Raw genomic sequence first — 20,660 nt, 5'->3', positions numbered from 1 at the left:
GAGTTCGAGATGATCCCCACCGGCTACCCCCCGAAGGACGAGATCGCGCGGCTGACCGCGCGGATGCTGCTGGAAATCGGCGCGGTGAAGTTCAACGCGACCGAGCCTTTCACCCACGCCTCCGGCAAGCAGGCCCCGACCTATGTCGATTGCCGCATGCTGATCTCGTTTCCGCGGATTCGCGCCACGGTGATGGATTTCCTGGCTGTTCAGATCATGCGCGAGGCGGGTTTCGAGGCCTTCGATAACGTCGCGGGCGGCGAGACCGCGGGCATCCCCTTCGGCGCGATGATCGCCGAGCGGTTGGCCCTGCCGATGACCTATGTGCGCAAGAAGCCCAAGGGCTATGGCCGTAATGCCCGGATCGAGGGCGTGATGACCGAAGGTCAGCGCGCGATCCTCGTCGAGGACCTGACCACCGATGGCGGCTCGAAGCTGAGCTTCGTCGAGGCGATCCGCGAGACCGGAGCGTCGTGCGACTGGACCGCCGTGATCTTCTATTACGGCATCTTCGAGGGCGTGACCGAGGCGCTGGCCGAGAAGGGCATCGGCCTCATCCACCTGTGCACGTGGTGGGACGTTCTGGCCGAGGCGCGCCGGAGCGAGGCGTTCGACACCGCCACCCTCGACGAGGTCGAGCGTTACCTGCGCAATCCCGCGGGCTGGGCCGCGGCCCGTGGCTGAGAGGTGACGGTCAGCCAGCAATGGCCGACAAGCCCTCCCCCCGCGTCAACCACATGTTGACCTGAGGGGCAACCTCGGGCCAAGATGTGGCAGGACGCGACTTCTCCACCGCTTATCCACAGCCTTATACAAGTTGCGTCCCCGCCCCGTCGCCGTCTATCAGCGACGATACGCGCCGCGGGCACGGCGCGCGGGGCCATGGGGTAGATGCGATGAACGAGATCACGACATTCCGTCCGGGTGCGCTCGAAGAGGCGAAGCCGGACCAGATGCCGCATTCGATCGAGGCCGAGCAGCAGCTTCTGGGCGCGATCCTCACCAACAACGACGTGTTCGACCGGATCGCGATGATCGTGTCGAAGGATCATTTCTACGATCCCGTGCATGCCCGCATCTTCGACGTGGCGGCCCAGCGCATCGCCAAGAACGCGCTGGCTTCGCCCGTCACGCTCAAGACATTCCTCGAAGACGACGAGGGGCTTAAGGAACTGGGCGGCCCTGCCTATCTCGCGCGCCTCGCGGGCGCCGCGATCTCGGGCTTTGCCGCGCGCGATTATGCGCAGATGATCTACGATCTGGCGATCCGGCGCGAGCTGATCCTGCTGGGCCGCGACATCGCCGACCGCGCCGCCAAGGTCGAGGTCTCATCCGAGCCCAAGGAGCAGATCGTCGAGGCCGAGCAGAAGCTCTACAAGCTGGCAGAGCAGGGCAGCGCCGAGAGCGGCTTCCAGTCGTTCCTGCGCGCCGTCACCGATGCGGTGAAGGTTGCCAACGCCGCCTATCAGCGCGATGGCGGCCTCGCGGGCGTCTCGACCGGGCTCGTCGATCTCGACAAGAAGCTCGGCGGGCTCCATCGCTCGGATCTTTTGATCCTCGCGGGGCGCCCGTCGATGGGCAAGACGTCGCTTGCGACCAACATCGCCTTCAACATCGCCAAGGCCTACAAGCGCGGCACCACGCCGGACGGCACCGAAGGCGCGATCAATGGCGGCGTCGTGGGGTTCTACAGCCTCGAAATGTCGGCCGAGCAGCTTGCGGCACGTATTCTGTCGGAGGCCTCCGAAGTGCCTTCCGAGCAGATCCGTCGCGGCGACATGACCGAGACTGAGTTCCGCCGCTTCGTCGATGCCGCCAAGCAGCTCGAAAGCTGCCCGCTCTACATCGACGATACCCCGGCCCTGCCGATCTCCCAGCTTGCCGCGCGGGCGCGACGGCTCAAGCGGACGCATGGGCTCGACGCGCTCTTCGTGGACTACCTGCAGCTGGTGAAGGGCACCGGCAAGGGCGAGAATCGCGTCAACGAAGTGTCGGAGATCACCCAGGGCCTCAAGGCCATCGCCAAGGAGCTCGACGTGCCGGTGGTGGCGCTATCGCAGCTGTCGCGTCAGGTGGAGAACCGCGAGGACAAGCGCCCGCAGCTTTCGGACCTGCGCGAATCCGGCTCGATCGAGCAGGACGCCGACGTGGTGATGTTCGTGTTCCGCGAGGAATACTACAAGGAGCGCGAGAAGCCGGGCGACCACGAGATGGACAAGATGGCGGTCTGGCAGGACGAGATGGAGCGCCTGCACGGCAAGGCCGAGGTCATCATCGGCAAGCAGCGCCACGGCCCCATCGGCTCGGTCGATCTGAGCTTCGAGGGCCGGTTCACCCGGTTCGGCAACCTCATCAAGCCGTGGCAGGACGGCGCGGCACCGCGCGACTTCTGAGGCGTCACTGCCCGGCCAGATCCTTCAGGATCGGGCAATCGGGACGCTCGTCGCCCGCGCAGGCATGGATCAGATCGCCCAAGGTCGCGCGCATCTGTTCGAGCTGCGCGATCCGTGCGTCGATCTCGCCCGCATGCCGCTGGGCCAGAGCGCGGACCTCGGCGCTGGCGCGGGCGCGGTCCTCGTAGAGCGACAGCAGCATCCTGCAGTCCTCGATCGAGAAGCCCAGGCCCCGCGCGCGGGCGAGAAAGGCCAGCTTGTGGACCTCCTTCTCGCCAAAGCGGCGGTAGCCGTTGGCGTCGCGCGGCGGCGAGACTAGGCCGATTTCCTCGTAGTAGCGGATCGTCTTGGCGGGCAGCCCCGCGCGGTTCGCGGCCTCTCCGATGTTCATGCCGTCTCTCCCATCACGGATGTCATGCTCCGCAGCCGCAGGGCGTTCGACAGCACCAGCACCGACGACACCGACATCGCCGCGGCCGCCAACACCGGCGACAGCAGCATGCCGTTCCACGGGTAGAGCGCCCCCGCCGCCACCGGGATCAGCGCCACGTTGTAGCCGAAGGCCCAGCCGAGATTCTGGCGGATATTGCGCATCACGCGGCGGCTCACCGCGAGCGCATCGACCGCCGCCCCGATGCGGCCCGAGGACAGCACCACCTCGGCGCTCTCGATCGCGACCTCGGTGCCGCCGCCCATGGCGATGCCGACATCCGCCGCCGCGAGCGCGGGCGCGTCGTTGATGCCATCACCGACAAAGGCCACGGAGCCGCGCGCGCGCAAGCCTCGACGGCGGCGAGCTTGCCTTCGGGCAGCACCTCGGCCTCGACATGGTCGATGCCCAGTTCGGCCGCGATGGCCTGCGCCGTGGCGCGCGCATCGCCGGTGATCATTGCCACCTCGACGCCCATCGCCTTGAGCGCCGAGACGGCGGCCCGCGCCTCCGGGCGCACCGGATCGGCGACGGCGAGTGCGGCCACCGGCCTGCCATCGATGGCGACGAGGACCGGCGTGCGGCCCCGCTCAGCATGGGCGCGGGCAAGGTCAGCGAGCGGTGCCGCGTCGATCCCGGCCTCGGTCAGCAGCCGGGCGTTGCCCACGAGCAGCGCGCGGTCGCCGATCCGGCCCCTGAGACCGCGCCCCGGCACCGCCTCGACGCTTTGCGCCCGCTTCAACGACAGCCCGCGCGCGCCGGCGGCGGCCACGATCGCCGCGCCGAGCGGATGCTCGGATTGCGTTTCGAGCGTCGCGACATCGGCCAGCATCGCATCCTCGTCGACGCCGGCCAGCGCGGAGATGTCGGTCAGAGCCGGGCGGCCCTCGGTCAGCGTGCCCGTCTTGTCGAAGGCCACGATCCCGACCCCGTCGAGCGCCTGCAGCGCATCGCCGCGCCGAAACAGCACCCCGAGGGAGGCCGCGCGCCCGGTGCCCACCATGATCGAGGTCGGCACCGCGAGGCCCATCGCGCAGGGGCAGGCGATGATCAGCACCGAGACCCCGGCGACCAGCGCGTAAGTGAGCGAGGGCGCGGGCCCGAACAGCAGCCACGCGCCCACGGTCAACGCCGCCAACACCAGCACGGCCGGAACGAAACGCAGTGTGATGCGATCGACGAGGCCCTGGATCGGCAGCTTGGCCCCCTGCGCGGCCTCAACCATGCGGATGATCCCCGCCAGCCGCGTCTCGGAGCCGACGCGCGTGGCCCGCACACGCAGCGCGCCGGTGCCGTTGACGGTGCCGCCGGTGACGGCGTCGCCCGCGCGCTTGGCCACGGGGAGCGGTTCACCGGTGAGCATCGCCTCGTCGACGCGGCTCTCGCCCGAGACGACTTCGCCATCGGCGGCGATGCGGTCGCCGGGACGCACCAGCATGACGTCACCGGGCAGCAGCGCCTCCGTCGCGATCTCGACCGTCTCGCCGTCGCGCTCGACGCGCGCCACCGGCGATTGCAGGTCGATCAGCGCCCGGATCGCGGCCCCGGTGCGGCCCTTGGCCCGCGCTTCGAGCGCCCGACCGAGCAGGATCAGCGTGATGATGACGCCCGCCGCCTCGAAATAGACGGTCCGCGCGGCTTCGGGCAGCAAGGTCGGCGCGAAGGTGGCGACGGTGGAATAGCCCCATGCCGCCAGCGTGCCCAGCGCCACAAGGCTGTTCATGTCTGGCGCGCCGCGCACAAGCGCCGGAAGACCCCGGGTCAGGAAGATCCGCCCCGGCCAGGCGATCACCAGCGTCGTCAGCGCGAACTGGATCAGCCAACTGGCCCGGATGCCGATCGACCCTTCGATCGCCATGTGAAGCCCGGGATCACATGCGCGCCCATCGCCAGTACCACCACCGGCAGGGTCAGCGCCGCCGCGATCCATGTGCGGCGGCGCAAGCCCGTGGCTCCATGGCCTTGCGATCCTCGGCCTCGGCCTCGGCGGGGCGGCTTTCGGCGTCGCGCGCGGCATAGCCCGCCGCCTGTGCCGCCGCGACGAGATCGGTCATCGCCGCCGATCCGGCGAAGCGTTCCACCTCCGCCGTCTCGGCGGCAAGGTTGACCCGCGCGGCCAGCACGCCCGGCACGGCGGCAAGCGCGCGCTCGACCCGGCCCGAGCAAGAAGCGCAGCTCATGCCCTCGACGCGCAGGCGAACCGTCTCGCGACGCGGCGGATAGCCCGCGCGTTCGAGCGCCTGAACCAGCTCCCCTGCCTGCCCGCCCTGCACCTCGGCCCGCTCGGCGGCGAGGTTCACCCGCGCCTCGGTCACGCCGGGCACGGCGCGCAGGCTGCGCTCCACCCGACCCACGCAGGAGGCGCAGGACATGTTGTCGATCTGGAACGAGAGCGGCTGGACGGTCATCCGGAAATCCTTCGAGGGGCCTTCGGTCGAGGTTGACCCGTCAGATAAGGGTTCCTGTGATGGGAAGGTCAAGGGGTCACCGGGGCTGTCATCGGATAACAGCCCCACGGCGCTTGACCGAGCCGCCGCGCGCCCCTTCATATCGAGGACACACGCTCCAAAGGGAGGCTTCGATGACCAGCTACTCCATCCCCGAAATGAACTGCGGCCACTGCCGCGCCGCCGTTGAGACAGCGATGCGCGAGCTCGACCCTTCGGCCACCGTCGCGGTCGATCTCGACAGCCGCACCGCCGAAATCGCAAGCGCGGCCCCCGACGAGGCGGTGCGCGCCAAGCTTGCCGAAGCGGGCTACCCGGCGCAGATCGCGGGCTGAGACGGCCTCGGGACACCGACCGGAACGTCGGGGGATCGTGCAAATGGGACCGATGAGGAGGACCAGATGACCATCACACGCCGCAGCCTGCTTCTTGCCGGGCTCATGGCGCCCGTCGCGCACACGGCGCGGGCGCATGACCGTTCGGTCTATCTTCCTACCGAGGTGCGGGTGCATCCGGGGCTGATACCGGGCGACATCTACGTGATCCCCGAGGATTACCACCTTTATCACATCCGCCGCCCCGGCGTGGCGATGCGCTACGGCGTCGGCGTCGGCCGCGCGGGCCTCGAATTCAAGGGCGCGGCGGTGATCCAGCGCAAGGCGGAGTGGCCGTCTTGGCGGCCCACCGACGACATGATCGCGCGCGAACCCGACAAATACGCGCAATACGCCGACGGCGTACCCGGCGGCCCCGAGAACCCGCTCGGCGCGCGGGCGCTCTATCTCTATCGCAACGGGCGCGACACCTATTACCGCATCCATGGCACCACCAATCCCGAGACCATCGGCTCCTCGGTGTCGAATGGCTGCATCCGGCTGCGCAATGAGGACGTGATGGCGCTTTACGAGAACGTCGCCATCGGCAGCCACGTCACCGTGGTCTAACCGATCCCCGGCACGTGCTCGACCAAGAGGTCGGTGAGAGAGGCGAGATCGGCCGGCATCTCGGCCCCGGCACCCGGGACGAGCAGCACGACGCGACTGCCCTCGCGGGCGGCGCTCAGCGCGTCGGCGACCGGGTCGCCCGAGACCTTGCGCTCCGCGTCGCGGCGGGCCAGTTCGAGGATGCCGGGGGCGAGATCGGGGCCATGCACCACGAGATCCGCCTCCTGCATCCGGCGCACCCCGCGCAAGGACACAAGATCCGCGTCGCCAGGCCCCGCGCCGACATAGGCGATGGAGCCTTCGACGGGACCGGGTCCCTCCTCCAGCCGCGCCTTCAAAAGCTGCGCCGCGCGGCGTTCGGAGCCGGTCGCATGGGCGCTGCGCACCGGACCGGAGAAGACCCAGACCCAGAAATCGCGACGCGCGCGGGCCGAGAGCTTCTGGCCCACCGCGCCGCGCATCCTGCCCGCGAGAGCGGCCAGAGCGCCCAGGCGCGGCTCCAGCATTGTCTCGATGGCGGTTTTGATCTGGCGGCCCAGCACCGGGGCCGTGCCCTCGGTGCCGATCGCCACCACCACCGGATCGCGGTCGACGATCGAAGGCGTCAGCGCGTCGCACAGCGCGGGCCGGTCGACCACATTCACTACCGGCGCGCCGAGCGCCTTGGCCAGCGCGTGCAGCGCCCCGTCGGCCCCGGCGGACCCGGTGGCGACGAAAACGATGGCGGCGCGCTCGAACAGATCGGCATGGATCTCGTGCGCATCGGCGAGGCGCACCCGCCCCTCCTCGGCCAGAGCCCGCAGCTCGTCGTCGAAATCGAACCCGGCGACGACGATCTCGGCGTCGGTGCGGATCACCAGCCGCGCCTTCTGCGCCGCCTGTTCGCCGCCGCCCAGGATCACGATGCGCCGACCCGTGGTGGCGAGAAACATCGGAAAGGCCTTCATGCCGCGATCCCGCCCGGCAACGCGTCGCGATCGCGCGCCTGCCACAGCGCCTCGGCCAGCGCCTCGGCCCGCGCGAGGCCGGGCGCGGCGCGCAGCGCCAGTAGCGCCAGCGCTGCCGTGCCGGTGACCAGCGCGGTGGCGAAGGCGTCGTCGATCTCGCCGGTCCAGAGGCGGCGCAAATCCTGCGGCTGACCGCCCGGATCGGCCAGGCGACGGGTCTCGTCGCGCAGCGCCTGCGCGGTGAGATCGACCTCTTCGCCGTCGAGCAGTCCGAACAGCTCGATCTCCTTGGAGGGGTTGCGCTCGAATTCGCCGCCCGCGCCCTTGAGGATCATCAGGTTGCGCTGACCCATGAGCGCACCCGTGTCGGTCTGCAGCCCCCGGTAGGAGGGGTGGAACACGCCTTGGACCTGCGCGCCCGCGCCGAACGGGTTGGCGACGCGCAGCACCGTGTTGATACAGGAGCGCAGTCCGAACACCTCGCGCAGGCGGATCAGCCGGTGACCGCCGGGCGACCAGGCTTCGAGCGGGACATAGGCGATGGAGCGGGCGTCGAGCCGCGTGCGAGGGCGTCGCCCGTCTCGGCCACGGGAATGCCCAGACCCGGCAGCGCATCGCGGATCTCGTGGCGATGCGCGTTCCAGCCATGCAGCGCCACGCGGTGCCCCGCCCCGGCCACCAGCTTGGCCGCGAGCAGGAACCACGGCAGGCCGCGCGTGCGGCCGGCGGCATAGGAGGGCCAGTCGAGGGCGGGCGCGGCCTGCCGCCAGTCCTCGCCGCTTGCCAATGCGTCGGCGAATCCCGCGATCTCGTCGGCGTTCTCGCCGCGGTAGCGCATCACCATCAGCAGCGCGCCCGCCGCCTCGGGTGCCGCGGTGCCGTCGAGGATGAGCCGCAGCGCCTGAGCCGCCTCTTCGCGCGTCAGGTGGCGGCCGCGCCCCGGCCCGCGCGCCACCGCGCCCACGAAGGGCGCGAGCGCCGTGGCGTCGTGTCGTGCGGATGGCTGTGTCATGGTCCCTGCCCCTCGCATCTCTATGCTGCCTCAGATTAGGCCGACACAGGCGCAGAGGAAGGGGCCGAGGTCAATGCGCAGCGGCCCGCGCGCCCTGCGGGGCTGCGACGAAGGGCCGCTTTTTGTGCCGGTTTGGCGCTGATATGGGCACATGGCACCCCCGAGGCGTGCTTGATCCAAGGACAATCCCATGATGCTCCGCCCCCTCGCCCTTTTCCTGGCCCTCGGCCTGACCAGTGCCGCACAGGCGCATGATTTCCAGACCGGCGACCTGACCGTGCTGCACCCCTTTGCGATCGAGACCGCGACCCACGCCACCACCGGGGCGGGCTACTTCACGATCCGCAACGACGGCGAAGAGCCCGACGCGCTGATCGGGGTCGAGGCCGATTTTCCCAAGGTGACGCTGCACAGCTCGGTCGAGACGGACGGCATGATGACGATGCAACCGCTCGACCGCGTGGTGATCGCCCCGGGCGAAACGGTGACCCTTGCCCCCGGCATGGGCGGGCATGTGATGTTCATGGGGCTCGAAGGCCCCTTCGAGACCGGCGCGCGGTTTCCGGCGACGCTGATCTTCGAGCAGGCGGGCGAGGTCGCGGTCGAGTTCGTGGTCGAGCAGCGCCCGGGGGCCGACCCGCAGGGGGGCATGAACCACGGCGACATGCATGGTGGCGGCGCCGACGGCGAGGCGATGGACCATGAGGGCATGGCCCACGACGCGATGGATCACGGCGACATGGATCATGGCGACATGGGTCACGACATGGCGACACCCGCCGCCGAATAAGGCTCCGGGGCCACGGCCCGGTCGCGCGGCCTAGGGCCGGGCGGCCAATGCCTCGAACATGTCGAGGCAGGCGGCGAGCTGGCTTTCCTCGAGATACTCGTCGGGCCGGTGCGCCTGCGCGATGTCGCCCGGCCCGCACAGCACCGCATCCATCCCGAGCGATTGCCAGATCCCGGCTTCAGTGCCGAAGGATACGAGGCCGGGCACGCCGCCCATAAGCCCCAGCAGCAGGTCGCGCGCGGCATTGGCCTCGCGCGGCTCCAGCCCCGCCACCTCGCCGAAACATTCGGTCTCGATGACAAGCCCCGGATGCGCCGCCATCTCGGCCTCGGCATGATCGGCCAGCGCGTGTTTCACGTGGAGGGCCTCGGCCTCGGTCACGGGCCGCATTTCCCATTCCACCTCGGCCTGCCCGGCGATGACGTTGCGCGCCACCCCCGCCACCATCCGCCCGACGCTGATCGTGGCCCATGGCGGGGCAAACGGACCCTCGGGGCGCATGTCGCGCAATTGAGCCGCCAGCGCATCGAGCCGCAGCGCGAAGCGCGCCGCGGCCTGCGCGGCGTTGATGCCCCGTTCGGGGGCCGAGCCGTGACCGTCGCGCCCGGTGAAACGGGTGGTGTATTCGAAACAGCCCTTGTGCCCCTCGATCACCCGCATCCGCGTCGGCTCACCGATGATCGCCATGGCGGGGCGCGGCCCCTGCGCCGCCATCACCGCCGCCAGCGCCTGTGCGCCGAGGCACCCCACCTCTTCGTCATGGGTGAGCGCGAGGTGAACCGGGTCGCCGCGCGCGGCCAGTGTCGGGGCCATGGTGACGCAGGCGGCGACAAAGCCCTTCATGTCGCAGCTGCCGCGCCCGAAGAGCCGCCCGCCCGCGCGGCGCAGGCGAAACGGATCGGAGGACCAGCCCGCCCCTGGCGGCACCACGTCGAGATGGCCCGAAAGCAGCAGGCCGCCACCCGTCTCGGGACCGAAGCTGGCCAGCAGGTTCGCCTTGTCGCCCCCTTGGTCGGGCAGGACGCGGACCCGCGCCCCGTCGGCCCGCAGCCGCACCGCGAGCAGGTCCACCAGATCGCGGTTGCCCCGGTCCGACACGGTGGGATGCGCGGTCATTTCGGCCAGAAGCGCGATGGTCTCCTCCAGCGCACTCATGGCTTGACGAAGAGCTTGCGATCGAGGTCGCACAACGTCTCGGCGGGGCCTGCCTCGCGGATCAGGATCGTCTCGGTCGTCTCGAGCCCCCAGCCCTCCATCCAGATCCCCGGCATGAAATGGAACGTCATGCCCGGCTCCAGCACCGTCAGGTCGCCCTTGCGCAGGCTCGCGGTGCGCTCGCCCCAATCGGGCGGATAGCTGAGACCCACCGGGTAGCCGCAGCGATTGGGCCGATGGATGCCGATGCGCTTGAGCGGCGCGTGCAGGGCGGCGGCGATGTCCTGCGCGGTGTTGCCGGGGCGCGCGGCGTCGAGCCCGGCCTCCAGCCCCTCGCACAGCGCCTCGGAAGCGCTGACCATTTCGGCGGGCGGCTGGCCGAGATGCACGGTACGGCACAAGGGCGCGTGGTAGCGACGCACGCAACCCGACAGTTCGAAGAAGGTGGCCTCGCCGCGCTTCATCTCCTCGCCATTCCAGGTCAGATGCGGCGCGCTCGCATCGGCGCCCGAGGGCATCAAGGGCACGATGGCGGCATAATCGCCCCAATCCTCGCCCACGCCGCGCATGGCGGCGCGCATCACCTCGCCCACGAGGTCGTTCTTGCGCAGGCCGGGTTCGGCCAGCTCGATCGCCAGCCGCGCGATCGTCTCGGAGATGCGCGCGGCGCGGCGCATCATCGCGATTTCAGGCGCCGATTTCACCAGCCGGCACCAGTTCACCAACGCCGTGGCGTCGATCAGCGTGGCCTGCGGCAGCGCGGTCTCGAGCACGGCATGGGCCTTGGCTGAATAGTAGTAGTTGTCCATCTCCACGCCGATCCGTCCGCCGCCCTGCCCCATGCCGATCAGCCGCGCGGCGAGATCCTGCATCGGGTGGCGCGTCGTGGACTGCACGTAGTGGTCGTCATAGCCGAGGATTCGATCCTCGCCCATCCAGACGGTGCGCTGCGCCCCGGCGGTGTCCTGCAGCCGACCCCACCAGACCGGCGCGCCCTCCATCGGCAGGATGACGCCCTGATGCACATAGAAGGACCAGCCGTCATAGCCGGTGAGCCAGTTCTGGTTCGACGGATCGGTGACAAAAAGCAGGTCGATCCCGGCGCGCGCCATCGCCTCGCGCGCGGCGACGAGACGGCGGTCGTATTCGGGGCGGTCGAAGGGGGCGGCATGCGGTCCCATAGGCACTCCTGAAAACATGGGATCAGGCGAGCGCGCGGCGGGTCTCGGGGTCAATCGCTTCCGCGTCATTTCGCCGCCCGAAACCGACCGACGGCAAGGACGCGCCTTCTTGCCACGATCCTGCGCGTTTCGGCGTCGATCCGCCGATGCCGGCCTCCCGCCCGGCTCTCTTGGCAAGATTGCCAGGTTGCGGCTACACCAAAGTATGGGAGCGCCGGCAGGTGGAGGGGGTCATGGAAGCGATCGACACGGGGAACCTGCGCGGCTCCGGACGCCGCCGCGAGGACGTGGCCTTCCTGGCTGCTCTCGATCAGGCCCCCCTGCCGATGTGGCTGTCGGACCCAGATTACGAAGGCACCTATTTCAACAGCGCATGGCTCGAATTTCGCGGACGCACCCTCGATGAGGAGATCGGCGGCGGCTGGATCACCGGCATCCACCCCGACGACCTGCCGGGTCTCGACAGCTACTCCTCGGCGCTGTCCGACGGCCGCCCGTTCCAGATCGAGTATCGCCTGCGCCGCCATGACGGGGTCTGGCGGTGGTTTCTCGACACCGGCAAGCCGCGGCTGTCGGAGTGCGGTCGTCTCATCGGATTCATCGGCAGCTGCGTCGACATCACCGACCGCCACGAGACGGAGGCCGCGTTGCGCTGCACGCAGGCGCGGCTGCAGCTGGCGCAGGAAGGGGCCGCTCTCGGCATCTATGATTGGGACATGGTGGAGGATCGCATCACGTGGTCCCCCGAGATGTTCCGGCTTTATGCGCTGTCGCCCGATCTGGGCGCGCAGGGCAAACCTGATGGGTTGATCGCGGCCTGGCTCGGCCGGCTCCATCCCGAGGACCGCGAACGCTGCGCCTTGGACCTCCAAGGCTGCCTCGATCCGAACGGCGCGAGCCAGCTCAACATGTCTTTTCGGGTCGACCATCCCGAAACCGGCCTGCGCTGGATCGAGGGGCGGGGACGGATCTTGCGGGATGCCCGGGGCCGGCCCCTGCGGCTGACCGGCGTGAACTTCGATGTGACCGAGCAGCGCGAGGCCGAGGTGGCGCGCGAGCGCGCGGCGATGATGCTGGGGATGAGCATCGAGGTCGCCGCCGTCGGCACCTGGGAGCTTGACCCCGTCAGCCGCGAGGTCGTGGCCTCGCCCCGCACCCGCGCGCTGTTCGACATGGCGCCTGACGACGCCCCGGCGCCGATGTCGGATTATTTCGACCGGGTGCATCCCGAGGACCGCGAGGCGCTGCGCGCGGGCGTGCTCGGCGCGCTGAAGGCGGGTGGCGAGATGGCGCGCGTCTACCGTGTGTCCGGGCCGGGCAATGGCGGCGAAACCCGTTGGGTCAGCACGCGCGGACGCCTGGTCCGGCTCGCCGATGGCAGCGCCCGGATGATCGGTGCGATGACCGACATCACGGCGGCCAAACGCCACGAGGTCGAGCGCGAGGCCGAGCTGGCCCGCCGCCAGATGCTGCTGACCGAGCTGAACCACCGCATGAAGAACAACCTGCATCTGATCCTGTCGATGCTGCGGCTCGAGGCGAACCGTTCGGGCCAGCCCGGCTCCTTCGCCGCGGCGACCAAGCGGATCGAGGCGGTGGCCGACCTGCACGCGCAGCTCGGCTTTGCGGAGGGCACGGGACGGCTGCGCTTCGACGCCTATCTCGGGGATCTCGCCGAAAAGCTGCGCCGCTCGGTGCTCGCGCAGACCGACATCCGGCTCGCCTGCGAGGTGGTGCCGGTGGAGATCGACCTCGACGGCGCGGTGCCGCTGGGGCTCGTGGTGAACGAACTGGTGACCAACGCCATAAAGCACGCCTTTCCGCAGGGCGCGGGACAGATCACGTTGCGGCTGATGCATGGCCCCGAAGGCGAGGTCCGGGTCATCATCGCCGATGACGGGGTGGGGCCGATCCAGGGCGCGCAGCCGAGACCGGATCGGGATTCGGGTCTCGGCTCGGGGCTGGTCGCGGGGCTGTGCGCGCAGATCGGCGCACGGATCGAGAGCCGCAGCCTGCCCGGAATGCATCACGAGATCACACTTGCGCCACTCTGACAGGCGCGCGGGTCGCGCCTTCTTGCGCGCGAGGCCACCGTATCCATATCCGCATTGCAACCCGCGCCGCACTGCCGCATGGGAGAACCAACCGCGCCGGTCGATTCCGGCAGCGCTCCCAGTACTCAAAGATCAGACATGCCCGATTTCGACCCCACCACACCGTGCTTCGATCGCCGCGGATTGCTGCGCGCCATCGGTGCGTCCGCCACGCTTCTCGCCGGTCTCGGCGGCGCCGGCCCGCTGCTGGCCCAGAACGCCCCTCCGAAGGTCATTCCCCCCGCCGAGGAGGACATGCCCCGGCCCTTCGACTTCGACAGCCTGACGGCGGAAATGCGCGCCCGCGCCAAGAAGGCCCCCGCCGCCCCGGAACAGGCCGAGCTGCCGCTCGGGCCGCTGGGCTACGACGATTACCGTCTCATCGCCTTCAAGGCCGAGCGCGCGCGCTGGCGTGGCGCTGAAACGCCGTTCCGGCTGCATGCCTTCCACATGGGCTGGCTGTTCGAGGAACCGGTGCGGCTCTACGATCTGCGCGAGGGCATGGCCCGGCCGATGCGGTTCGGCACGCAGGACTTCGATTATCGCGGGCGGCTCAGCGACAAGGCCGGGGAGATGGCCGATCTGCCCGGCGTCGCGGGGTTCCGGCTCAATGCGCCGCTGAACCGCCCCGACCGGGAGGACGAGATGGTGGCCTTTCTCGGGGCCAGCTACTTCCGCGCTCTGGGCCGTGACAGCCGCTATGGCCTGAGCGCGCGCGGCGTCGCCATCGACACCGCGACCTCGCGTGCCGAAGAGTTTCCGCGCTTCACCCGGTTCTGGCTCGAAACTGGTGAGCGGGCGGTGACGATCTATGCCGCGCTCGAAGGCGAGACGCTGACCGGAGCCTACCGCCTCGTGGTGACGCCGGGCCGTGAGACAGAGATCAACGTGACGGCGCGGTTGTTCTTCCGCCGCGCGCCCGAACAACTCGGCATCGCGCCGCTCACCTCGATGTTCCTGTTCTCCGAAAAGAACCGCGCCGCCTTCGACGATTACCGGCCTGCCGTCCATGACAGTGACGGGCTCAGGATCGAGCGGCGCGACGGCGACGTGATCTGGCGTCCGCTCAACAACCCCCCGCGCCTCGCCTCGTCCTATTTCGGAGAGGAAAGCCCGCGTGCCTTCGGGCTCTATCAACGCGATCGCGCGTTCGAGGCCTATCAGGACAGCGGCGCGCGCTATGACCGCCGCCCCTCGCTCAGGGTCGAACCTACGGGCGACTGGGGCCGCGGCGCGGTGCGGCTGGTCGAGATTCCGACTGATCTCGAGGCAAACGACAACATAGTTGCCTTCTGGGTGCCCGAAGGAAAAATTTCCGCGGGCGATGAGCGGGAGTTCTCCTACCGCCTGCTCTGGGGCGACCTGCCCCTCGACCCCGCCTCCGAGATCGCCCATGTGGCCGAGACCCGCGCCGGCGCGGGCGGCGTATCGGGCGTCGAGAGCACCGCCGGTACCCGCAAATTCGTCATAGATCTCAAGGGCGGCGCGCTGGAGCGGTTGTCCGGGGACGCGGAGGTCGAGCTCAAGGCCGAGGCACATGGCGGCGAGATCACGTCCCGGACGCTCGAGCGGATCGAGGCCAGCGGCCAGTGGCGCGCGGTGCTCGACGTCTCGGCGGAGCCGAACGCCACGGTCGAACTGACCGCGCATGTGGCCGGTTATGGCCGCAAGCTCTCGGAAAGCTGGCTCTATCAATGGATCAACGCCTGATGCTCGACCGGACCCACTCGCGGCACGACACCGACACCAACACCGGCATCGTCACCTTCGAGGCGGAGGCCGCGCGACGCGGCGCGCTGCCCGACGCGCCGCTGGCCATGCCGCGCCAACGCCTGGAGCGTGACGTGACACCTGCCTTGCTGGCCCGCCTGAGGGCGCTTCTCGCGCCGAGACTGGACGCCTGACATGAGCCGAACCGGCCCGACGCGGGCACGGGCGGTGGCGCTGGGCGCGAGCCTCGCGCTTGCCGCCGGCGCCTTCACGTTGTTCTTTGCACAGCGTCAGACCGGCGGGTTGTGGGTCGAGTTCGCGCGCAGCCTGCTGATCCTCATGGCCACCTTCTGGCTGGCATGGGGGGCGTCGCAGGCGATGCTCGGCCTATGGCCGGGCCGTGCGGTCGCGCCGCGCCGTGCCGAGCCGAAGGGCCGCTGCGTGATCCTCGTGCCGGTGCATGAGGAAGACCCGCGCGCCACCTTCGCCCGCATCGCCGCGATGGACGAGGCGCTGTCGGAGACGCCGCAGGCCGGGCTCTTCGATTTCGCGATCCTTTCGGACACCCGCTCTCCCCATGGTGCCGCGCGCGAGGCGGCGTGGTATCTTGCACTCTTGCGCGCGCGCGACGCCGAAGCGCGCATCTTCTACCGCCGCCGGACCTCCAACCATGGCCGCAAGGCGGGCAATATCGAGGATTTCATCAAGACCTCGGGGGCGGCCTACGAGTTTGCGCTGATCCTCGATGCCGACAGCCTGATGTCGCCCGAAACCATCATCGAGATGGCCCGCCGCATGGAGGGGGAGCCACGCCTCGGCCTGCTGCAGAGCCTTCCCGGCGTGATCCGCGCGGGCTCGCTCTTCGGTCGCGCGATGCAGTTCTCGGCGGCGCTGCATTCGCCCGTCTTCGCGCGCGGCGTGGCGCGGCTTCAGGGCGAGACCGGCCCGTTCTGGGGTCACAACGCCATGGTGCGCGTGCACGCCTTCGCCGAAAGCTGCGCGCTGCCGGACCTGTCGGGTCCGCCTCCCTTCGGTGGCCATGTCCTGAGCCACGACTATGTCGAAGCCGCGCTACTGGCGCGCGCAGGCTGGATCGTGCGGCTCGACGAGGATCTCGCGGGCTCCTTCGAAGAAGGCCCCGAGAACATCCTCGCCCATGCCAAGCGCGACCGCCGCTGGTGTCAGGGCAACCTGCAGCACGCGCGGCTGCTGACGGCCCCCGGCCTGCGCCGCTGGAGCCGTTTCGTGTTCCTGCAAGGCATATTGGCCTATGTCTCGTCGCTGTTCTGGCTCGGGTTTCTGGCCACTTCGATACTCGCGCCCGCGCTGCGCGCCGAGCCCGATTATTTTCCGCTGGCGGGCTGGTCCTTCCCGGTGCTGCCGCCCAACGAGACCACCCGCACCGCCGGGCTCATCATCGGCGTTCTGGGGCTCCTGATCCTGCCCAAGCTATTGATCGCGATTCAGGCGATCCGCTCGGGCCGGGCGACGGGGTTCGGTGGAGCGTGGCGGCTGATGGTCTCGACGCTGGCCGAGATCGCCATGTCGAGCGTTACCGCGCCGATCTTCCTGATGTTCCAGACCCGCTCGGTGCTGCAGGTGCTGTCGGGTCGCGACGGCGGCTGGCCGGCATCGGCGCGCGGCGAAGGGCGTCTGAGCCTTTTCGAGAGCTGGCAGGCGAGCCGCTGGATCTCGCTCATAGGGCTGGGCGGGCTGATCGCTTCATGGCGGCTCTCGCCTGAACTGGTGGGCTGGCTGCTGCCTATCGCAGGGCCGATGATCGCTGCGCCGCTGGTGATCTGGGCCACCTCCCTGCCCTGCCGCGCGCTGTTCTCTGTGCCCTCCGAAACCTGCCCGGACCCGATCCTCGCCCGTCAGGACGAGGCGCTCGACCGGTGGGCGCCGCTGACCGACGCCGACGCCGCCCCACCCCGGCAGGAGCCGCAACATGCCTGATACCTCCGCGCCGGCACCCGTCTCGATCCCGGTGGCCCGCCAGCTTCCCAAAACCCGCGACCCGCGGCTCGACGTTCTGCGCGGCATCGCGCTGGTGATGATCTACATCAATCACGTGCCGGGCAACTTCTGGGAGAATTGGACCAGCCGCAACTTCGGCTTCTCGGACGCCACCGAGGGCTTCGTGCTGATGGCGGGGATCTCGGCGGGGCTGGCCTACTCGGCCGGCTTTCGCGTCCGTTGGCCTTGGCAGGGTGTGGCCCGGATCTGGCGTCGCGCCTGGACGCTCTACCTCGTGCATCTTCTGATCACCTTCGGCGCGCTGGCGATTGCGGCGGCGCTGGCGAGTTTCGCCGACATCCCCGCAATGCTGTGGAAGCACGGCATGGGCCTGCTGTTCCGCGATCCTCTCGGCTTCCTGATCGGGGTACCGACGCTGGGCTTCCAGATCGGCTATGCCAACATCCTGCCGCTCTATTTCGTGTTGCTGATGGCGGCGCCGCTGGTGCTCTGGGCGGCGGTGCGCCGACCTCTGTGGGCGCTCGCGGCCTCGGGGCTTTTGTGGATGGCGGCGGCGCATTTCCGGCTGACCCTGCCCAACTACCCCACCGGCGGCTGGCAGTTCAGCCCGCCCGCGTGGCAGCTCTTGTTCGTGCTGGGCATCGTCACCGGCATCGCTGCCAAAGAGGGCCGCAGGCTGGTGCCCGCGCGGCGATGGCTCATGGCGCTGGCGGTGGGGTTCCTTGTGTTATCGCTGGCCTGGATGAACCTGCCTGGCTTCGGCAAGACCGGCAATCACCTGCTGTGGATGGCCAACCAGCACGGTGCGCCGGGCTTCATGACCGGCTTCAGCAAACCTTATCTGAGCCTGCCGAGGCTGCTGCATCTGCTGGCGCTGTTCTATGTGCTGGCCTCATGGGGCATGGTGCGGCGCGCCTGCGCCTCGCGGCTCGCCGCCCCCTTCGCGCTTCTGGGGCGGCAGGCTCTGCCGGTCTTCGCTCTGGGGTCGATCACCATCTACCTGATCCAAGGCATCAAGACCGAGACGGGCGAGAACTTCGTCCTCGACACAATGATGCTCGGGGCCGGACTGGCGCTGCAGCTCGCCTTCGCGGCTGCGCGGCACCACTGGCCTACTGATCGCGACAGGGCGGCGCCTGCCACGGTAGCTCCGACCACGCCGGAAAAGGCGCTCGCCGCCTAGAAGTCGAGCCCCAGATCGAGGGTGCGCGCCGAATGGGTCAGCGCGCCCGACGACACGTAGTCGACCCCGGTGGCGCAGACCTCGGCCACCCGTTCGCGCCGCATGTTGCCCGAGGCCTCGGTGACGAGACGCCCGCCGACCATCTCGACGGCGCGCGCGAGATCGGGGGTCGACATGTTGTCGAGCAGCACGACATCGGCGCCGCCGACCTCCAGCACCTGGGCGAGTTGATCGAGCGTATCGACCTCGATCTCGATCTTGAGCATGTGCGAGGCCGAGGCCGTCGCGGCCTGCAGGGCAGCCCGGATGCCGCCCGCGGCGGCGATGTGGTTGTCCTTGATCAGGATCGCGTCCGAGAGGCCGTAGCGGTGGTTGAAGCCCCCGCCATGCAGCACCGCGAGCTTCTCGGCGGCGCGCAGGCCGGGCGTGGTCTTGCGGGTGCAGGTGACGCGGGTGGCCGTCCCTGCCGTTTCCTTCACGAAACCGGCGGTCAGCGTGGCGATCCCCGAGAGCCGCCCCGCGAAGTTGAGCGCGACGCGCTCGGCCGAGAGGATCGACGCGGCCGATCCCTCGATCTCCATCAGCGTGTCGCCAGGGGCGCAGGCCGCGCCGTCGCCGAGACGCGTCGTGATCTTCAGCGCCGGATCGACGAGACGAAAGGCGATGGCCGCGATCTGAAGCCCCGAGACCACGCCCGCCTCGCGCGCATTGATCCGCGCGGCATAGGTCGTCCCAGCGGGGATCACGGCGCGGGTGGTGACGTCGCCGTAAGCGCCCAGATCCTCGTGCAGCGCATGGCGCACCATCGGCTCGAGCAACAGGTCGGGGATCAGGGTCATGCGGTCTCCGTGGCCGCGCAGTCGGCGCGGATGGTCAGGGCATCTTGGAACGTCAGGCGGCTGCGATGCGCCTGCGCAGGGTCGGTCTCGGGGAAATCGGTGCGGCAGTGGCCGCCCCGGCTTTCGGTGCGCCGCAGGGCGGCAGCGGCGATCAACGTCGCGGTCGCGGTCATGGTGCGGAACGCGGGCGCGGGCTCGACGGCCTCCAGCGCGGCGATGCCCGCCAGCGCCCGGCGCAGGCCCGGCCCGTCGCGCAGCACCGCGACGTGGTCGGTCATCAGGCGGCGCAGCGCCGCCACGCTTTCGGAGGCGGGACGACGGCCACCGGCAGCAAAGGCGACGGCGATCTCGGGCGCAGCCTCGGGCACGCCTGCGCCGTGCATGATGTCCTCGGCGCAGCGACGCGCGAAGACCAGCGCCTCGAGCAGACCGTTGGAGGCGAGGCGGTTCGCCCCGTGCAGGCCGGTCGAGGCGGCCTCGCCGCAGGCCCAGAGCCCTGCGAGGCTGCTGCGCCCCTGCGCATCGGTCTCGACACCGCCCATGTGGTAATGCGCGGCCGCGGCGACCGGAATGGTGCCGTGGACCGGATCGATCCCGGCGCGCGCGCAGGCCTCGGCTACCGCCGGGAACTTCTCGACCACACTCGCGCCAAGGCTCGCGCGAGTGTCGAGCGCCGGATCGCGGCCTGCCTGCCGCTCGGCAAAGACGGCACGAGCGACGATGTCGCGCGGTGCAAGCTCGGCATCCGGATGCAGCGCTGTCATGAACCGCTCGCCCGCATCGTTGACGAGCCACGCCCCCTCGCCGCGCAGCGCCTCAGTCGCGAGCGGCAGCGGGTCCCCGCCCGTCGCGATGGCGGTGGGGTGAAACTGCACGAACTCGGCATCTGCGATGATGGCGCCCGCGCGCGCCGCGGCGCCGATTACCTGGCCCCGGATGCGGGCCGGGTTGGTCGTGTGCAGCCACAGCCCGCCAGAGCCGCCCCCCGCCAGCAGCACGGCGGGCGCCTCGATGATGACGGGGGCCGAGCCATCGACGCTCTCGATCTCGACGCCCGTGACACGACCGCCTGATGCTTCGATGCCGGTGAGCAGCGCGCCGGACAGGATCTGCACCGACGGCGTGCGCGCCAGCGCCGCGATCAGCGTGTCCATGATCTGCCGACCGGCCTGATCGCCCTTGACCCGCACAACCCGCGCCGCGCCATGCGCCGCCTCGCGCGACAGCACGTAGCCGCCCTGCGCATCGCGGTCGAAGGGCGTGCCGAGGCCGGTCAGTTCGTGGATATGCTCACGCGCTGCCTGCGTGACCAGATCGGCGATGGCCGCATCGACCGTGCCGGCACCCGCCGCCACCGTGTCGGCGGCGTGGGCCTGCGCGCTGTCGGCGGCGTCCATGGCGGCGGCGACGCCGCCCTGCGCCCAGGCGCTGCTCGCGCCCTGCCCCGGCGGCTCCGGCGCGATCATCAGCACCGGGCGCGGCGCGAGGGCAAGGGCGGCGGAAATCGCGCCGAGACCGGCCCCGATGATGACGACGCGCTCGGTGCGCAGGCGGGTCAT

Annotated in this window: 18 protein-coding genes and 1 pseudogene; 10 read left to right on the top strand and 9 right to left on the bottom strand. The window is 69.9% G+C overall.

Annotated features, from left to right (window positions below; all coding sequences use genetic code 11):
* Positions 1-9: 9 nt before the first annotated feature.
* Both MBELCI_RS02315 and MBELCI_RS02310 read left to right on the top strand, forming a co-directional pair.
* Positions 10-684 (top strand): orotate phosphoribosyltransferase, encoded by a 675-nt coding sequence (locus MBELCI_RS02315; RefSeq protein WP_021692536.1) that lies wholly within the window; start codon positions 10-12, stop codon positions 682-684.
* 212 nt (positions 685-896) lie between these two features.
* Entirely contained in the window at positions 897-2,393 is a 1,497-nt protein-coding gene (locus tag MBELCI_RS02310; protein WP_021692535.1) for a replicative DNA helicase, read from the top strand.
* A 4-nt stretch (positions 2,394-2,397) separates the two neighbouring features.
* On the opposite strand, the gene cueR is transcribed toward MBELCI_RS02310, so the two are convergent.
* Both cueR and MBELCI_RS02300 read right to left on the bottom strand, forming a co-directional pair.
* Complete coding sequence (gene cueR, locus MBELCI_RS02305) at positions 2,398-2,784, bottom strand: Cu(I)-responsive transcriptional regulator (RefSeq protein ID WP_021692534.1); 387 nt, start codon at positions 2,782-2,784, stop codon at positions 2,398-2,400.
* Positions 2,781-5,231: pseudogene (locus tag MBELCI_RS02300) on the bottom strand (heavy metal translocating P-type ATPase). The gene cueR and the pseudogene MBELCI_RS02300 overlap by 4 nt, the downstream one beginning before the upstream one ends.
* Before the next feature lie 173 nt (positions 5,232-5,404).
* Here MBELCI_RS02300 and MBELCI_RS02295 point away from each other — a divergent pair.
* Both MBELCI_RS02295 and MBELCI_RS02290 read left to right on the top strand, forming a co-directional pair.
* On the top strand, positions 5,405-5,605 hold the full coding sequence (locus MBELCI_RS02295; protein ID WP_021692530.1) for a heavy-metal-associated domain-containing protein: 201 nt from the start codon (positions 5,405-5,407) through the stop codon (positions 5,603-5,605).
* Positions 5,606-5,671: 66 nt separating this feature from the next.
* A complete protein-coding gene (locus tag MBELCI_RS02290; protein WP_021692529.1) occupies positions 5,672-6,214 on the top strand; it encodes a L,D-transpeptidase in 543 nt (180 codons plus the stop codon).
* Here the strand turns inward: MBELCI_RS02290 and MBELCI_RS02285 are convergent.
* The 3 genes from MBELCI_RS02285 to MBELCI_RS21445 are packed head-to-tail and all read right to left on the bottom strand — an operon-like array spanning position 6,211 to position 8,173.
* The gene (locus MBELCI_RS02285) at positions 6,211-7,161 is read right to left on the bottom strand and encodes an NAD(P)-dependent oxidoreductase (protein WP_021692528.1); all 951 of its coding nucleotides are present in this window, start codon (positions 7,159-7,161) and stop codon (positions 6,211-6,213) included. The genes MBELCI_RS02290 and MBELCI_RS02285 overlap by 4 nt on opposite strands.
* On the bottom strand, positions 7,158-7,640 hold the full coding sequence (locus MBELCI_RS21450) for a hypothetical protein (RefSeq protein ID WP_235047554.1): 483 nt from the start codon (positions 7,638-7,640) through the stop codon (positions 7,158-7,160). Before MBELCI_RS21450 ends, MBELCI_RS02285 begins: the two co-directional genes overlap by 4 nt.
* 14 nt (positions 7,641-7,654) lie before the next feature.
* Positions 7,655-8,173 carry a hypothetical protein gene (locus MBELCI_RS21445; RefSeq protein WP_235047553.1) on the bottom strand — a complete coding sequence of 173 codons (519 nt, stop codon included), beginning with the start codon at positions 8,171-8,173 and terminating at the stop codon, positions 7,655-7,657.
* 190 nt (positions 8,174-8,363) lie between these two features.
* Here MBELCI_RS21445 and MBELCI_RS02275 point away from each other — a divergent pair, with 190 nt between their 5' ends.
* Positions 8,364-8,963 (top strand): copper chaperone PCu(A)C, encoded by a 600-nt coding sequence (locus MBELCI_RS02275; RefSeq protein ID WP_021692526.1) that lies wholly within the window; start codon positions 8,364-8,366, stop codon positions 8,961-8,963.
* Positions 8,964-8,993: 30 nt separating this feature from the next.
* On the opposite strand, the gene argE is transcribed toward MBELCI_RS02275, so the two are convergent.
* Complete coding sequence (gene argE, locus MBELCI_RS02270; RefSeq protein ID WP_021692525.1) at positions 8,994-10,118, bottom strand: acetylornithine deacetylase; 1,125 nt, start codon at positions 10,116-10,118, stop codon at positions 8,994-8,996.
* Positions 10,115-11,299 (bottom strand): M24 family metallopeptidase, encoded by a 1,185-nt coding sequence (locus MBELCI_RS02265; protein ID WP_021692524.1) that lies wholly within the window; start codon positions 11,297-11,299, stop codon positions 10,115-10,117. The genes argE and MBELCI_RS02265 overlap by 4 nt, the downstream gene beginning before the upstream one ends.
* A 233-nt stretch (positions 11,300-11,532) precedes the next feature.
* On the opposite strand from MBELCI_RS02265, the gene MBELCI_RS02260 reads away from it, so the two are divergent.
* The 5 genes from MBELCI_RS02260 to MBELCI_RS02240 all read left to right on the top strand — a co-directional run bounded on the left by MBELCI_RS02260 (position 11,533) and on the right by MBELCI_RS02240 (position 18,262).
* On the top strand, positions 11,533-13,353 hold the full coding sequence (locus MBELCI_RS02260) for a PAS domain-containing protein (protein ID WP_021692523.1): 1,821 nt from the start codon (positions 11,533-11,535) through the stop codon (positions 13,351-13,353).
* 138 nt (positions 13,354-13,491) lie between these two features.
* On the top strand, positions 13,492-15,102 hold the full coding sequence (locus tag MBELCI_RS02255; RefSeq protein ID WP_021692522.1) for an OpgD/OpgG family glucan biosynthesis protein: 1,611 nt from the start codon (positions 13,492-13,494) through the stop codon (positions 15,100-15,102).
* Complete coding sequence (locus MBELCI_RS02250; RefSeq protein WP_021692521.1) at positions 15,102-15,296, top strand: hypothetical protein; 195 nt, start codon at positions 15,102-15,104, stop codon at positions 15,294-15,296. Before MBELCI_RS02255 ends, MBELCI_RS02250 begins: the two co-directional genes overlap by 1 nt.
* A 1-nt stretch (position 15,297) precedes the next feature.
* Positions 15,298-17,058, top strand: a complete 1,761-nt coding sequence (gene mdoH / locus MBELCI_RS02245) for a glucans biosynthesis glucosyltransferase MdoH (protein WP_021692520.1) — start codon at positions 15,298-15,300, stop codon at positions 17,056-17,058.
* The gene (locus tag MBELCI_RS02240; RefSeq protein WP_021692519.1) at positions 17,051-18,262 is read left to right on the top strand and encodes an OpgC family protein; all 1,212 of its coding nucleotides are present in this window, start codon (positions 17,051-17,053) and stop codon (positions 18,260-18,262) included. The genes mdoH and MBELCI_RS02240 overlap by 8 nt, the downstream gene beginning before the upstream one ends.
* Here the strand turns inward: MBELCI_RS02240 and nadC are convergent.
* Together nadC and MBELCI_RS02230 are read right to left on the bottom strand one after the other, a co-directional pair.
* Positions 18,259-19,101 (bottom strand): carboxylating nicotinate-nucleotide diphosphorylase, encoded by an 843-nt coding sequence (nadC, locus tag MBELCI_RS02235; protein ID WP_021692518.1) that lies wholly within the window; start codon positions 19,099-19,101, stop codon positions 18,259-18,261. The genes MBELCI_RS02240 and nadC overlap by 4 nt on opposite strands.
* Entirely contained in the window at positions 19,098-20,660 is a 1,563-nt protein-coding gene (locus MBELCI_RS02230) for an L-aspartate oxidase (RefSeq protein WP_045319602.1), read from the bottom strand. Before MBELCI_RS02230 ends, nadC begins: the two co-directional genes overlap by 4 nt.

The sequence above is a fragment of the Limimaricola cinnabarinus LL-001 genome (genome assembly GCF_000466965.1).
Classification (GTDB): domain Bacteria; phylum Pseudomonadota; class Alphaproteobacteria; order Rhodobacterales; family Rhodobacteraceae; genus Limimaricola; species Limimaricola cinnabarinus.
This window is presented reverse-complemented; position numbering and strand designations above follow the sequence as displayed.

What these genes read in the sequence shown, in the direction of transcription:
- MBELCI_RS02250 (WP_021692521.1), top strand. Translation starts at nt 15,102, where the DNA reads ATGCTCGACCGGACCCACTCGCGGCACGACACCGACACCAACACCGGC.
- MBELCI_RS02230 (WP_045319602.1), bottom strand. Translation starts at nt 20,660, where the DNA reads ATGACCCGCCTGCGCACCGAGCGCGTCGTCATCATCGGGGCCGGTCTC.
- MBELCI_RS02310 (WP_021692535.1), top strand. Translation starts at nt 897, where the DNA reads ATGAACGAGATCACGACATTCCGTCCGGGTGCGCTCGAAGAGGCGAAG.
- MBELCI_RS02315 (WP_021692536.1), top strand. Translation starts at nt 10, where the DNA reads ATGATCCCCACCGGCTACCCCCCGAAGGACGAGATCGCGCGGCTGACC.
- MBELCI_RS02285 (WP_021692528.1), bottom strand. Translation starts at nt 7,161, where the DNA reads ATGAAGGCCTTTCCGATGTTTCTCGCCACCACGGGTCGGCGCATCGTG.
- MBELCI_RS02240 (WP_021692519.1), top strand. Translation starts at nt 17,051, where the DNA reads ATGCCTGATACCTCCGCGCCGGCACCCGTCTCGATCCCGGTGGCCCGC.
- MBELCI_RS02290 (WP_021692529.1), top strand. Translation starts at nt 5,672, where the DNA reads ATGACCATCACACGCCGCAGCCTGCTTCTTGCCGGGCTCATGGCGCCC.
- MBELCI_RS21445 (WP_235047553.1), bottom strand. Translation starts at nt 8,173, where the DNA reads ATGACACAGCCATCCGCACGACACGACGCCACGGCGCTCGCGCCCTTC.
- MBELCI_RS02255 (WP_021692522.1), top strand. Translation starts at nt 13,492, where the DNA reads ATGCCCGATTTCGACCCCACCACACCGTGCTTCGATCGCCGCGGATTG.
- mdoH (WP_021692520.1), top strand. Translation starts at nt 15,298, where the DNA reads ATGAGCCGAACCGGCCCGACGCGGGCACGGGCGGTGGCGCTGGGCGCG.
- MBELCI_RS02295 (WP_021692530.1), top strand. Translation starts at nt 5,405, where the DNA reads ATGACCAGCTACTCCATCCCCGAAATGAACTGCGGCCACTGCCGCGCC.
- nadC (WP_021692518.1), bottom strand. Translation starts at nt 19,101, where the DNA reads ATGACCCTGATCCCCGACCTGTTGCTCGAGCCGATGGTGCGCCATGCG.
- MBELCI_RS02265 (WP_021692524.1), bottom strand. Translation starts at nt 11,299, where the DNA reads ATGGGACCGCATGCCGCCCCCTTCGACCGCCCCGAATACGACCGCCGT.
- MBELCI_RS02260 (WP_021692523.1), top strand. Translation starts at nt 11,533, where the DNA reads ATGGAAGCGATCGACACGGGGAACCTGCGCGGCTCCGGACGCCGCCGC.
- MBELCI_RS02275 (WP_021692526.1), top strand. Translation starts at nt 8,364, where the DNA reads ATGATGCTCCGCCCCCTCGCCCTTTTCCTGGCCCTCGGCCTGACCAGT.
- argE (WP_021692525.1), bottom strand. Translation starts at nt 10,118, where the DNA reads ATGAGTGCGCTGGAGGAGACCATCGCGCTTCTGGCCGAAATGACCGCG.
- cueR (WP_021692534.1), bottom strand. Translation starts at nt 2,784, where the DNA reads ATGAACATCGGAGAGGCCGCGAACCGCGCGGGGCTGCCCGCCAAGACG.